This is a genomic window from Arthrobacter sp. EpRS71, from assembly GCF_001512285.1.
Taxonomy (GTDB): domain Bacteria; phylum Actinomycetota; class Actinomycetes; order Actinomycetales; family Micrococcaceae; genus Arthrobacter.
Genome location: NZ_LNUV01000004.1, coordinates 315,383 through 328,718 on the forward strand (window position 1 = coordinate 315,383; position 13,336 = coordinate 328,718).

Annotated in this window: 10 protein-coding genes; 6 read left to right on the top strand and 4 right to left on the bottom strand. The window is 62.0% G+C overall.

Annotated elements, in window-relative coordinates; genetic code table 11:
• Positions 1 to 41 precede the first annotated feature (41 nt).
• Entirely contained in the window at positions 42 to 719 is a 678-nt protein-coding gene (locus AR689_RS08955; protein ID WP_502686011.1) for a mycothiol-dependent nitroreductase Rv2466c family protein, read from the top strand.
• Between the two features lie 10 nt (positions 720 to 729).
• On the opposite strand, the gene AR689_RS08960 is transcribed toward AR689_RS08955, so the two are convergent.
• Positions 730 to 1,605 carry an Fpg/Nei family DNA glycosylase gene (locus AR689_RS08960; RefSeq protein WP_062069260.1) on the bottom strand — a complete coding sequence of 292 codons (876 nt, stop codon included), beginning with the start codon at positions 1,603 to 1,605 and terminating at the stop codon, positions 730 to 732.
• Between the two features lie 358 nt (positions 1,606 to 1,963).
• Positions 1,964 to 4,585, bottom strand: a complete 2,622-nt coding sequence (gene valS, locus AR689_RS08965; RefSeq protein WP_062069263.1) for a valine--tRNA ligase — start codon at positions 4,583 to 4,585, stop codon at positions 1,964 to 1,966.
• A 72-nt stretch (positions 4,586 to 4,657) separates the two neighbouring features.
• Between valS and AR689_RS08970 the strand changes: the two genes are divergently transcribed.
• A complete protein-coding gene (locus AR689_RS08970) occupies positions 4,658 to 5,449 on the top strand; it encodes an SDR family oxidoreductase (protein ID WP_062069266.1) in 792 nt (263 codons plus the stop codon).
• A 61-nt stretch (positions 5,450 to 5,510) separates the two neighbouring features.
• Here AR689_RS08970 and AR689_RS08975 read toward each other — a convergent pair whose 3' ends face one another.
• Positions 5,511 to 6,554, bottom strand: a complete 1,044-nt coding sequence (locus tag AR689_RS08975) for an endonuclease/exonuclease/phosphatase family protein (protein ID WP_062069269.1) — start codon at positions 6,552 to 6,554, stop codon at positions 5,511 to 5,513.
• Positions 6,555 to 6,880: 326 nt separating this feature from the next.
• Between AR689_RS08975 and ileS the strand changes: the two genes are divergently transcribed.
• Genes ileS through ndk form a run of 4 tightly spaced genes read left to right on the top strand, consistent with a single transcriptional unit; the run spans position 6,881 to position 12,484 of the window.
• Entirely contained in the window at positions 6,881 to 10,189 is a 3,309-nt protein-coding gene (gene ileS / locus AR689_RS08980; RefSeq protein ID WP_062069272.1) for an isoleucine--tRNA ligase, read from the top strand.
• 3 nt (positions 10,190 to 10,192) lie between these two features.
• Positions 10,193 to 11,554, top strand: a complete 1,362-nt coding sequence (locus AR689_RS08985) for a bifunctional folylpolyglutamate synthase/dihydrofolate synthase (RefSeq protein ID WP_062069275.1) — start codon at positions 10,193 to 10,195, stop codon at positions 11,552 to 11,554.
• A 1-nt stretch (position 11,555) separates the two neighbouring features.
• Entirely contained in the window at positions 11,556 to 12,008 is a 453-nt protein-coding gene (locus AR689_RS08990) for a DUF4233 domain-containing protein (RefSeq protein ID WP_062069278.1), read from the top strand.
• A 56-nt stretch (positions 12,009 to 12,064) separates the two neighbouring features.
• Positions 12,065 to 12,484, top strand: coding sequence for a nucleoside-diphosphate kinase (gene ndk, locus AR689_RS08995; protein WP_062069281.1), 420 nt, complete (start codon positions 12,065 to 12,067; stop codon positions 12,482 to 12,484).
• 79 nt (positions 12,485 to 12,563) lie between these two features.
• Here ndk and AR689_RS09000 read toward each other — a convergent pair whose 3' ends face one another.
• Positions 12,564 to 13,232: a vitamin K epoxide reductase family protein gene (locus AR689_RS09000; RefSeq protein ID WP_062069284.1), complete on the bottom strand. Its 669-nt coding sequence runs from the start codon at positions 13,230 to 13,232 to the stop codon at positions 12,564 to 12,566.
• Positions 13,233 to 13,336 lie beyond the last annotated feature (104 nt).

Consider the following 13,336-nt stretch of genomic DNA (forward strand, 5'->3'; position numbering starts at 1 on the left):
TGTTGGCCTCAACAAGGCGTGGTCTCCATGGGACCACTGTCATGTCGCTTTCACACCCTTCAGAGGAGTTACCTGTGCCTGAACAGATCGTGTCCGAAGAGAACGTGTCCGAAGAGAACGTCAACAAGGCTGATTTCTGGTTCGACCCCGTCTGCCCCTTCGCATGGATCACCTCGCGGTGGATCGGCGAAGTGGAGCAGGTTAGGGGCATTGAGACCACCTGGCACGTCATGAGCCTCTCGGTGCTCAATGAGGGCCGGGATCTCCCCGAGGACTACAGGGCCATGATGGATGACAGCTGGGGACCCGTGCGGGTGATTATCGCGGCACAGGAACTCCACGGCAGCAGCTACGTGAAGCCGCTGTATGACGCCATGGGTGAGCAGATCCACCACGAGGGCAACAAGGATCGCGCTTCCGTAATTCAGAAAGCCCTGGCCGAGACAGGCCTTCCCGCTGATCTGGCACGCTTCGCAGACTCAGACGAATACGATGCTCATTTGCGGGCCAGCCACGAGGCCGGTATTTCATTGGTCGGCCAGGACGTGGGAACCCCCGTGGTAGCGGTCAACGGAACGGCGTTCTTCGGCCCGGTGCTCACGCGTATTCCCCGGGGTGAAGAGGCAGGTAAGATCTGGGACGCCACGGTGACTTTGGCCGGCTATCCCCACTTCTTCGAGCTGAAGCGCAGCCGTACTGAGAGCCCGGAATTCAGCTAGAGGCCAGCGTCTATTTCAGGAAACGTGAGGTACGCCGGTCGGCCAGGATCTTCCCATGGGTCTGGCATGTGGCGCAGTACTGAAGTGAGGTGTCCGCGAAGGACACTTCACGGACGGTATCTCCACACACCGGGCAGGGCTGACCGGTCCTGGCGTGCACCCTGAAGTTGCTGCGCTTGGTGTCTTTGAGTTCGCTGGACGGTTTGCCGGCTGCTGCGTTGACGGCACCCACCAGGACCTCCTGCATGGCTTCGTAGAGCCGGGCGACTGTAACCGCGTCCAAGGACTTGGCCGTGGCAAAGGGGGAGATCTTGGCCGCGTGGAGAATCTCATCGCTGTAAGCGTTGCCGATTCCGGCGATCACGCTTTGGCTTCGGAGCAGTCCCTTGATCTGCTGTGAGCTTGACCCCAGAATGCCCGCCAGAGCATCAACGTCAAAATCGGGGCTGAGGGGTTCCGGTCCGAGGGTGGCTATTCCCGGAACATCGTGCGGATCCTTCACCACGTAGATGGCGAGGCTCTTCTTGGTTCCTGCTTCGGTCAGGTCCAGGCCTATGTGGGCGTCGTCGGCTGGCCGGTGGAGCAGGAGCCGCGCCGAGATGTTGCTTTTGCCCATGCGCAGTCCGGCAGAGGAGGGGTGTTCGGTGTATCTGACCCAGCCGGCCTTTGCCAGGTGAAACACAAAGAACAGGCCGTCTGCGTCGAGGCACACAAACTTGCCGATGCGCTGTGCACCAAGGATGGTCCGGCCTTCAAGGCTGGTAAAGGGAGGATCCGCCGTCTTGAGTGCAGAGAAGGAGTTGATGCGGACCTCGGTCAGCACGGCTCCATGGAGTTGGGTGTCCAAGTACATGCACAGGCCGTGCACTTCGGGGAGTTCCGGCATGGTCAATACTCTGCCACAGCTGGCTTATCAACGGCAGGGATAACTACAGGTTTGTAGTTCTTTCGAAGGCCTTGTGCATCGTCGTTAACGGGACAACAATGGTTCTTACCCACTTCGAAAGAAGAGGGACACGGAAACCAAAGATTCAGTGATTGCAACCAACGCAGCCTTCGGCAAAGTTGGAAGTAACCTACCAGTGATGAGGTAGGAAGACCTGAAATTCCAAGGATTCCGCCAGACTGTCAAGACATCACCAGACAGCCGAAAAGTCGAAGCCCCACCAACGGCAAAACGCTGATGGGGCTTCCCCTTTGCCCGAAAACGGGCGGCCCATGAACCAACGGGCTTTGGCTGTGTACTAGGACGCAGGCGTTTCCTCGGCGGGAGCCAGGACAACGTTGCTGACGGTCAGTTCACCCTCGCCGGATTGGAGCGTGATTTCCTGAGCGTTCGCGGCTGCCTTCAAGTCACCAAGACCGGCCTTCAGCTGGGCTACCAGTACCTCGGATGCCGTGATTGCAGCTGAGAGAACCTCGGTCCGCTGCTTAACTTTGGCCTCGGACTTGGCCTTGCGGATACCGCTGAGTGCTACACCCACGGTGCCGAGCATGGTGGTATCGCCATCGGTGATCTCCAAGGCTGCCGGCCACTCTGCGCGGTGAACTGATCCTGAGCGCCACCAGCCCCAGACCTCTTCAGTTGCGAAGGGCAGGAACGGAGCAAAGAGGCGCAGCAGGGAGTCAAGCGTTGTGGCCAAGGCGGCCAGGACCGATGCCTGCTCGGTGTCGCCTGCGGCACCGTAGGCGCGGTCCTTGATGAGCTCCACGTAGTCGTCCGTGAACTGCCAGAAGAAGGACTCGGTGATCTGGAGTGCACGGGCGTAGTCGTAGTTCTCGAATGCCTTGGTGGACTGGGCAACGACATCGGACAGTTGCGCGAGCAGCGCACGGTCCAACGGGTTGGTCAGCACCGAGAGGTCGCTGGACACCACAGAGTTCTCAGTAGCGCCGAGGTTCAGTACGAACTTCGATGCGTTCAGCAGCTTGATGGCCAGGCGGCGCCCGATCTTCATCTGGGCGATTTCGTAGGCCGTGTCGGCACCGAGCTTGGCCGAAGCCGCCCAATAGCGGACGGCATCCGAGCCGTACTCATTCAGCACATCAGTGGGCACCACAACGTTGCCCTTGGATTTGGACATCTTCTTGCGGTCCGGGTCAAGGATCCAACCGGAGATTGCTGCGTGCTTCCACGGGGCGCTCTTCTGCAGGGCATCGGCACGTACGGCCGAGGAGAACAGCCAGGTACGGATGATGTCGTGACCCTGTGGGCGGAGGTCGAAGGGGTAGACCTTGGCGAACAGGTCCTCGTCGCGGCTCCAGCCACCCACAATCTGCGGGGTCAGGGAGGACGTTGCCCACGTGTCCAACACGTCGGCGTCGCCGGTGAAGCCGTTGGCCTGATCGCGCTGCGACTCCTCAAAGCCGGGAGCAGCGTCCGCGGCGGGGTCCACCGGCAGCATCTTGTCTGACGGAAGAATCGGGTTGTCGTAGTCCGGGTTTCCCTGGGCATCCAAGGGATACCAGACGGGAATCGGCACACCGAAGAAGCGCTGGCGGGATACGAGCCAGTCACCGTTAAGGCCCGCGATCCAGTTTTCGTAGCGGGAACGCATGAAGGCCGGGTGGAAAGTGATCTCTTGGCCTCGGCCGATGAGGCGTTCGCGGCGTTCCTCGTCGCGGCCACCGTTGCGGATGTACCACTGACGGGACGTGACAACCTCAAGGGGCTTGTCGCCCTTTTCGAAGAAGTTCACCGGGTGGGTGATCTTCTTCGGTTCACCGTCCAGCAGCTCGGCTGCCTTGAGCAGTTCAACCACGGCTTCCTTGGCGGAGAAAGCAGTCTTGCCGGCGATCGCTGCGTAGGCTTCCTTGCCGGCCTCGGTGGTGATCCACTCGGGGGCTTCGGCAATGATGCGGCCGTCGCGGCCCATAATGGCGCGGGTAGGCAGCTGCAGTTCACGCCACCAGGTGACGTCGGTCAGGTCACCGAACGTACACACCATGGCGATGCCCGAGCCCTTGTCCGCCTTGGCGAGCGGGTGGGCCTTGACCTCGAGCTCCACATCGAACAGGGGGGACTTGACGGTCTTGCCGAACAGCGGCTGGTATCGCTCGTCGTCGGGGTTTGCCACCAGAGCCGCGCACGCCGCGAGCAGTTCCGGGCGGGTGGTTTCGATGAAGATCTTTTCGCCGTCTTCGGTGAAGAACGGGTAGCGGTAGTAGGCGCCTGCAACTTCGCGGTCCTCAAGCTCGGCCTGCGCCACCGCGGTGCGGAACGTCACATCCCACAGTGTGGGGGCTTCGGCCATGTAGGCGTCACCGGCGGACAGGTTGGCCAGGAAGGCGCGCTGGGACACGGCACGGGAGGTGTCGTCAATGGTGCGGTATGTCAGATCCCAGTCCACCGAAAGGCCGAGGGTCTGGAACAGGTTCTCGAAGACTTTCTCGTCCTCAACGGCGAGTTCCTCGCACAGTTCGATGAAGTTCTGGCGCGATACGACGTCGAAATCGCGTTGGTTCTTGGCCGGCTGTGCCGGGGGCGTGTAGTCAGCTTTGTAAGGAATGGCGGGATCGCAACGGACGCCGTAGTAGTTCTGGACGCGGCGCTCGGTAGGCAAACCGTTGTCGTCCCAACCCATGGGGTAGAAGACGTTCTTGCCGGTCATACGCATGTAGCGCGCCTGGACGTCCGTCTGGGTGAAGGAGAACATGTGGCCCACGTGGAGCGAGCCGGATGCCGTGGGCGGGGGAGTGTCGATCGAGTAGACCTGCTCCCGGGTGGTGTCCGGGTTGAACTTGTAGGTTCCTTCTTCAAGCCAGCGCTGCGTCAAGGCAGCCTCAAGGCCTTCAAGGGCCGGCTTGTCGGGAACATTAATGGGGGCGGTGGCGGGCGTGTCTGTACCCTGCGTTGATTCAGCCATGGACCAATTGTTTCATGGCCTGGCGTTACAGCCTGCCGCGGTAGGGACAGGCACCCCGGATATGGTGGTGGCATGACTTTGGCAGCGCACAGCACCCCTTCAGGACAGAATTCAGGACAGAACAAGACGGCCGTTGTGACCGGGGCCAGCACAGGCATCGGCGAGGCCACCGTCAGGGCTTTGGTCTCCGCCGGATGGAAAGTTTTCGCCGTAGCGCGCCGGGCTGACAGGCTGGGGGCCCTGGGCGCCGAAACCGGCGCAGTGCCGTTCCCCGCGGACATCACCAACGACGACGACGTTGCCGCCTTGCTCGCGGCCGTCACCAAAGCCGGAGGTGCTGACACCCTCATCAACATCGCTGGCGGTGCTCGGGGCGCAGACACCATCGGGAATGCCGACACGGAGGACTGGGACTGGATGTACCAGGTGAACGTTCTGGGCACCATGAAGATCACCCGTGCCTTCCTGCCCATGCTCCGGGAGAACGGTGAAGGCACCGTCCTGAACCTCACGTCGACGGCCGGACTGTCTGCCTACGAGGGAGGTGCCGGCTACAACGCAGCAAAGTTTGCCCAGCACGCCATGACCAATGCCTTGCGCCTGGAAGAGGTGGGGAACAACGTCCGGGTGATCGAGGTGGCTCCGGGCTTGGTTTATACCGAGGAATTCGCCCTGAACCGCTTGGGTGACAAGGAAGCAGCCGCCAAGGTCTACGCCGGTGTTGAGAAGCCCCTGACCGCCGGGGATGTGGCAGACGTGGTCAAGTACGCCGTGTCACTGCCGCATCACGTCAACCTCGACCAGATTGTTGTCCGCCCGGTTGCGCAGGCCGCCAATCACAAGCTGGTCCGCAAAGAAGGCTAAAGCTGTTGCCACGCCGCTAAACCGTTGCTGGCCAGCCACGGTTTAGCGGCGTGCCGACGCGTTAACCGGCGGGAACGAGCAGCCGGGCCATGATGGCCGCATGATCGCTGCCGGGAATCCGGTGGACCGAGTAGTCGCTGTTGCCGATCAGTGGGGATGTCACCATGTGGTCAATCACGATCCCGGGCAGCGGCAGACCCTCCATGGGCCATGTGGGGGAGAACCGTCCACTGGAGGCCGTCCCCACATCCACGAGCTTCCTGCCTTCCTGACCTGCCGGGGCCGCATCCAGCACTTCCCTGAACTCGGAGTGATCGTACGTGGCGTTGTAATCACCCATCAGCAACTGACTCCCAGGGCGGGATGCTTGGCGGGCCACTTTCTCCAAGTCGCTGCGCCACTGACCGATCCGCTCATCCACGGGCGGGAGGGCATGGACATTGGTGAGGTTCAAGGTGGCCGTTGAACCGGCCCCCGCATCCGTGATGAGTACCCGCGTCACATCCATCCGGAAAGGGGTGTCAGGCAGAAGTCCCACGGCCTCCAGCGGGAACACCGAATACACGGCGCCACCGGACGCGTCGTCGCTGGGCTCGCTGAGCCGGTTGGGCAGCAACTGACCCAAGCCCGCAGACTCCAGGCGATCCTCAAGTCCCTGGGTATGTTCCTGAATGGCCAAGAGCTGTATTCCGTTGGCCCGGACCAACGTCACCACCGCTGCGGCGTCCGCTTCCCCGTATTCAGAGTTCAGGCTCATCACTTTCACGGGGACGGATGCAGTCCCTGCGGGCAGCTCCTGCTCCTTTCCGGCGTCCAGCGGAAAAAGCCAAAACAATTGAAGAGCCAGCAGGGCAGCGGCCGTGATGATGACCCACAGGCGGCGTCCCGCGACGGCGAGGACCAACGCGACGAGTGCGGGAAGCACCAGCCAAGGTGTGAAGGACAACAGTTGCACCACGATCAGGGGCCATTCCACAGGGATCCCCCGGAACATTGATACCCCCGCCACAGGCAGCGCAATCAGCAAAGCCACCACAGACCATGCCACGGAAGGAGTGCGTCGGGCCGGGCCGGTGCTCGAAAGGGTGGCGGAGGGTTGCGTCATGGCCTCGAGTCTATGCACCGCCGCACGCACCGCACTCCATCTACGGGATGAACCTCGGGTAGAGCAGGCGTCCCACTGCCGCTAGACTTGTAGGACCAGCTTTGACCCGGCCATCACCGGTGAGCTTCCGGAAGAACAGCACCAACCATCAGCAAGGTGGCAGGGGCCCAGTAGAACCGGACGGGTAAGCCCGTCACAGCAGTAATGAGAGGCCGGGATCCCGTATCCCGGTAAGTGAGGTGGTACCGCGGTACCTGCGCAGCCGACAGGCAGCACAGAAGCCGTCCTCGCATCCTGACAGTCAACCAGCTATCACAGGATATGAGATGACCCACTACCCCAAGGCCTCAGCGTCTTCTTCCGGCACGCACGGCGTGTCCGCTTCCGTGAAGTTCCCGGAAATCGAAGAGCGCATCCTCAAATACTGGGATGAAGACGGCACCTTCCAAGCCAGCATCGACCAACGTGATGCGGGCAAGGACGGCAGCAACGAGTTCGTCTTTTACGATGGCCCTCCCTTCGCCAACGGCCTCCCGCACTACGGCCACCTGTTGACCGGCTACGCCAAGGACCTCGTGGGCCGCTACCAGACCCAACGTGGCAAGCGGGTGGAGCGACGCTTCGGCTGGGACACTCATGGACTGCCGGCGGAACTCGAAGCCATGAAGCAGCTGGGGATGACCGACAAAACCCAGATCGAAGCCATGGGCATCGACAAATTCAATGACGCCTGCCGCGCCTCCGTGATGAAGTACGCCAACGAGTGGAAGGCCTACGTCACCCGCCAGGCCCGCTGGGTTGACTTCGAGAACGACTACAAGACCCTCAACGTCGAGTACATGGAATCGGTGCTCTGGGCCTTCAAGCAGCTGCATGAGAAGGGCCTGACCTACAACGGCTACCGTGTCCTTCCGTATTGCTGGAAGGACGAGACGCCGCTGTCCAACCACGAACTCCGCATGGACGACGACGTCTACAAGAACCGCCAGGACCAGACAGTCACGGTCACGTTCCCCATCAAGGCGGGAGACTCCGAACTCTCCACATCGCTGGAAGGCGTGCAGGCGCTCGCCTGGACCACCACGCCGTGGACGTTGCCCACCAACCTGGCGCTCGCCGTCGGGCCTGAGATCTCCTATGCCGTCCTGCCCGCAGGACCCAGCGGCGTTAAGGCTGCGTCCGCTGAGGCGCCGGTAACGGGCAGCTTCCTGCTCGCGGCTGACCTGGTGGGGTCCTACGCCAAGGATTTGGGGTACGACGACGCCGCTGCCGCAGCTGCCGCTGTGGTGTCCACCCACACGGGTGCCGAGCTGGCCGGCTTGGAGTACGAACCGCTGTGGACTGACTTTGCCGATGCCGAGAAATACGGCACTGAAAATGCCTGGCGAGTCCTGGTGGCCGATTACGTCACCACCACTGACGGCACCGGAATCGTTCACCAGGCCCCGGCCTACGGTGAGGATGACCAGAAGGTCTGTGAAGAAGCGGGCATCCCCGTGGTCCTCTCCGTGGATGAGGGCGCCAAGTTCCTGCCCTTGTTTGCGAATGGTGAACTGGCCTCGATCGTGGGCCTTCAGGTCTTCGACGCCAACAAGCCCATCACCCAGGTGCTCCGCGCCGATGGCCGGTTGGTCCGCCAGGCCAGCTACGAGCACAGCTACCCGCACTGCTGGCGCTGCCGGAACCCGCTGATCTACCGTGCGGTGTCCTCCTGGTACGTGGAGGTCACCAAGTTCAAGGACCGCATGTCTGAGCTCAACCAGGAGATCAACTGGATCCCGGGCAACGTCAAGGACGGCCAGTTCGGCAAGTGGCTGGACAACGCCCGCGACTGGTCCATCAGCCGTAACCGCTACTGGGGTTCGCCCATCCCGGTGTGGCAGTCGGACGACCCCGAGTACCCGCGCACGGATGTTTACGGGTCGCTGGCCGAGATGGAAGCCGACTTTGGCCGCCTGCCCGTCAACAACGAAGGACAGGTGGACCTGCACCGCCCGTTCATCGATGAGCTGACGCGTCCCAACCCGGACGACCCCACAGGCAAGTCCACCATGCGCCGTGTGGAAGATGTGTTGGATGTCTGGTTCGACTCCGGTTCCATGCCCTACGGACAGGTCCACTACCCGTTCCAGAACGAAGAGTGGTTCGACACCCATAACCCCGCGGACTTCATCGTGGAGTACATCGGCCAGACCCGTGGCTGGTTCTACATGCTCCACATCCTGTCCACTGCGCTGTTTGACCGGCCGGCGTTCCGCAACGTGATCAGCCACGGCATCGTGCTGGGCTCCGATGGGCAGAAGATGTCCAAGAGCCTGCGTAACTACCCGGACGTGTCCGAGGTCCTGGACCGCGACGGTTCCGATGCCATGCGCTGGTTCCTCATGTCCAGCCCCATCCTCCGCGGCGGCAATCTGGTGGTCACGGAGCAAGGCATCCGCGACGGCGTCCGTCAGGTCATCCTGCCGCTGTGGAATGTGTACAGCTTCTTCACGCTCTACACCAACGCCGCTAACGCAGTGGACGGGACAGCTTCCGGCTACGAGGCAAAGCTGCGCTATGACGGCTACGCGGACACCCTGGACCAGTACCTCCTGGCCAACACCGGGGACTTGGTCCGCGACGTCACTACCAGCTTGGACAGCTACGACATCTCCGGCGCCTGCGATGAGCTGCGCAGCTACTTGGACATGCTGACCAACTGGTACGTCCGCCGCAGCCGCCAGCGCTTCTTCGACGAAAACGTTGACGCCTTCGATGCCCTGTACACAGCCCTCGAAGCGGTGTGCCGTGTCTCTGCTTCCTTGCTGCCTTTGGTCACGGAAGAGATCTGGCGCGGACTGACGGGTGGCCGTTCCGTGCACCTGGCGGACTGGCCGGACGCTTCGTTGTTCCCGTCGAACCCTGAACTGGTTGAGGCGATGGACCGGGTCCAGCAGATCTGCTCCACTGGTTCCAGCCTGCGCAAGGCCGCGAACCTGCGCGTTCGCCTGCCGCTGCAGGAACTTACTGTGGTGGCACCCGGTGCAGATGCGCTGGAAGGCTTTGCCGCCGTCGTCGCTGATGAGCTGAACCTTCGCTCGGTCCGTTTGCTCGACGCTGCTACTGCTTCGCCGGAGGAGTTCGGCATCGAGCAGAAGCTTGTGGTGAACGCCCGTGCCGCTGGACCGCGCCTTGGGAAGAACGTGCAGCAGGCCATCAAGGGCTCAAAGTCCGGCGACTGGTCCGTCAGTGATGCTGGGGTGGTGGTGGCCGGTGGCCTGGAACTGGAGCCACAGGAATACACGCTGGAGACGGTGGTGGCAGAAGCGGCCGACGGCGGTGCTGCCGCCAAGAAGGCGGTCGCCGTGCTCCCTGGAGGCGGATTCGTGGTCCTGAACACTGAGGTCACTCCGGAACTGGCTGCCGAGGGATTGGCCCGCGATATGGTCCGCGCCATCCAGCAAGCACGCAAGGACGCTGGCCTGAACGTCAGCGACCGCATCCGTACCACGGTGGAGGCTGCGCAGGACGTCGTCGACGCCCTGGAAGCCAACGCCGAGCTCGTGAAGACCGAAACACTGACGTTGGAACTTGAGGCCACAGTGGCTGCCGTCGACGAACCGAAGGTCACTGTCACGAAGGCAGGGGCCTGAACCATGACTGACGAATTCTCAGTGGAAAGTGTCTACGCGGAACTCCTGGGCCGCGCTCCGGAAAACAAGATGGAACCGCGCCTTGCTCCGCTGTTCCGCGCCATGGACGTCCTGGGGGAGCCCAACAAGGCATACCCGATCATCCACATCACGGGCACCAATGGAAAGACGTCCACGGCCCGCATGGTCGAAGCCGGGCTGCGGGCCCACGGGCTCAGTACGGGCCGGTACACCAGCCCGCACCTGTCCAAGGTCACCGAGCGCATCAGCATTGACGGTGAGCCGGTTCCTGACGCCACCTTTGTGCGTATCTGGGACGAAATCCGCCCCTACCTGGAAATCGTGGACAGCGAGCTGGTTGCCGACAACCAGCCACGCTTGACCTACTTTGAGTGCCTGACCATCCTGGGCTTCGCGGTGTTCGCGGACCAGCCCGTTGATGTTGCTGTGATGGAAGTTGGCTTGGGTGGCATCACGGACGCCACGAACGTCGGCGACGGACAGGTCTCTGTCATCACGCCGATTTCGCTGGACCACACGGATCTTCTGGGCGACACCACCGAGGACATCGCTTATGAGAAGGCCGGCATCATCAAGCCGGGCGGCTTCCTGGTAAGTGCTGCCCAGCCGTTGGATGCTGCGCAGGTCCTGTTGGAGAAGGCCCGCGAAGTAGACGTACCCTTCCGCTTTGAGGGCGTTGAATTCGGTGTGGAGTCCCGCAGCGTCGCCGTTGGCGGACAGGTTCTGACCATCCAGGGTTTGGCTGGGCGCTACGAAGACCTGCTGCTGCCACTGCATGGCGCCCACCAGGCCGAAAACGCAGCGGTTGCGGTGGCGGCTTTGGAGGCATTCTTCGGCGGGGGAGAGAAGGAACTCGACGCTGAGGTGCTGAAGGAGGCCTTCGGCACCGTGACCTCGCCCGGCCGGTTGGAAGTCGTGCGCACTGCCCCCACCGTGGTGGTGGATGCTGCCCACAACCCGGACGGCATCCGCGTATCCGCCGAAGCGATCCAGGAAGCTTTCAGCTTCAGCAAGCTCGTGGTGGTGGTGGGTGTCCTGCGGGAGAAGGACGCCGAGGAAATCCTGAAAACCCTCAAGGAGTCGCTGGGCGGCCTCGCCGGGGAATTCTGTTTCACCCAATCCAACTCCGCCCGTGCCGTTCCCGCAGCGGAACTGGCTGAACTCGCCGTCGACCTCGGCTTTGGCGAGGACAACGTTCACATCGCGGAAAAGCTTGATGATGCCCTTGAATGGGCCGTGGAGCGCGCGGAATCCAACGACGACCTCGCAGGAGGCGTGCTGGTGACCGGCTCCATCACGGTGGTGGCCGAGGCCCGTATCCTGCTCGGAAAGGCGAGTGCCTAGTATGGCGAAAATGACCAAGGCGCAGCGCGAATGGCGGCCCGGCATGCCCAAGAAGCGCCGGTCCACGAAGGTGATGTTCGCATCCACCGTGCTCTTGCTCGAAGCGTTCGTCGCCTTCTTCGGCACGCTGGCCGTCTTCGGCCTGAGGCGCGGGGAAGTTGATCCCGGCATCATCCTGGGGGTGGGTATCGCTCTGACGGTGGTGCTGGTTCTGGCCTGTGCCGTGCTGTCCAAGCCATGGGGCATCGCCCTTGGATGGGGGCTGCAGCTGGTGCTGATCCTCACAGGCTTCGCCGAGCCCACCATGTTCATCGTCGGGATTCTGTTTGCCATTTGCTGGTGGTACGGGATCAGGGCGGGCATGAGGATTGACCGTGAGGTGGCACAGCGGGACCGCGAGCAGGCCGAATGGAACGCGGCCCACGGTGACGAAGCTGGCACTCAAACCCCGTAAACTGGCTGGGAAAACCACCGAACGTAAGTCACTGAACACATCACATTGGAGCATCTGTGAGCATTGAACGGACCCTTGTCCTGGTCAAGCCTGACGGCGTCGCCCGCAACCTGGGCGGAACCATCCTCGCCCGGATCGAAGCCAAGGGCTACACCCTGGCGGAGCTGAAGAAGGTCAACGCGACCCGCGAGCTGCTGGAGCAGCACTACGAGGAACACGTGGGCAAGCCGTTTTACGAGCCGTTGGTTGAGTTCATGCTCAGCGGACCGGTCATTGCTGCGGTCTTTGAAGGCCACCGCGTGATCGAAGGCTTCCGTTCGCTGGCCGGAACCACGGATCCGACGACGGCGGCTCCGGGCACCATCCGCGGCGACTTTGGCCGTGACTGGGGTTTGGCAGTTCAGCAGAACCTTGTTCACGGCTCTGACTCGGTTGATTCCGCGGAACGTGAAATCAAGATCTGGTTCGAGGGCTAAACAGCCCTACCGAGATAACAGTTAAGGCCAATGTTCTTCATGAACATTGGCCTTAACTTTTATACCGTGAGCCCTGGATCTACGCTGACGACGCTACGAACAGGTGGATGAAGGAGAAGAAGATCGTGGCGATCACGGCCACATACAGCAGGGCGACGATGATCCAGCCATACCCTGACAACACTTTGACCACTGCGGGTGGCGCCTTGATGACCCCGGTGGTGACGTTCCGGATAGTCACCCAGACGAACAGCGGGATCATGGCAGCCCACACCACCATGCAGAACGGGCACAGCACGTGGATGACGTAAAGGGCTTGCGACCATAGCCACACTACAAAGGCAAAGCCAAGGGTTACGCCGGCTTGGAGACCCAGCCAGTAACCCCGTGAAAACTTCGCTCCGGCCAGAATGCCCATGGCCGTAGTGATGATCACGGCGAAGGCGACGATGCCAATGAACATGTTGGGGAACCCGAACACCGAGCTCTGAGGTGTCTGCATCACGGCACCGCAGGAGACAAAGGGATTCACATCGCACACGGTCACATGGTTGGGGTCCTTGAGTACCTCAAGTTTTTCCAGTACCAGGGCGCCGGACGCCAGCCAGCCGATGACTCCGGTGATCAGCAGCAGTAAGGCAAAAGGCCTGTCACGGGCCGTCGCGGGGAGAGAATCCTGATGGACGGACAAGTCCTCCACTGGGGGTGCGGCTTGATGGGCCAGGTTTTCCCTGGCGGTGCTTGGCATCGCGGATGTGATCCTTTTCGACGAATATCCCGGCAAGCCGGGAAGGGCTCTTGGGAGGATTGTAACTCCGAATACTGGGCGTCGGCCCCAGCTTGAGGGCGGAG

Coding starts and splice junctions, on each gene's coding strand:
- AR689_RS08955 (WP_502686011.1), top strand. CDS start 42: ATGTCGCTTTCACACCCTTCAGAGGAGTTACCTGTGCCTGAACAGATC.
- AR689_RS08960 (WP_062069260.1), bottom strand. CDS start 1,605: ATGCCGGAACTCCCCGAAGTGCACGGCCTGTGCATGTACTTGGACACC.
- valS (WP_062069263.1), bottom strand. CDS start 4,585: ATGGCTGAATCAACGCAGGGTACAGACACGCCCGCCACCGCCCCCATT.
- AR689_RS08970 (WP_062069266.1), top strand. CDS start 4,658: ATGACTTTGGCAGCGCACAGCACCCCTTCAGGACAGAATTCAGGACAG.
- AR689_RS08975 (WP_062069269.1), bottom strand. CDS start 6,554: ATGACGCAACCCTCCGCCACCCTTTCGAGCACCGGCCCGGCCCGACGC.
- ileS (WP_062069272.1), top strand. CDS start 6,881: ATGACCCACTACCCCAAGGCCTCAGCGTCTTCTTCCGGCACGCACGGC.
- AR689_RS08985 (WP_062069275.1), top strand. CDS start 10,193: ATGACTGACGAATTCTCAGTGGAAAGTGTCTACGCGGAACTCCTGGGC.
- AR689_RS08990 (WP_062069278.1), top strand. CDS start 11,556: ATGGCGAAAATGACCAAGGCGCAGCGCGAATGGCGGCCCGGCATGCCC.
- AR689_RS09000 (WP_062069284.1), bottom strand. CDS start 13,232: ATGCCAAGCACCGCCAGGGAAAACCTGGCCCATCAAGCCGCACCCCCA.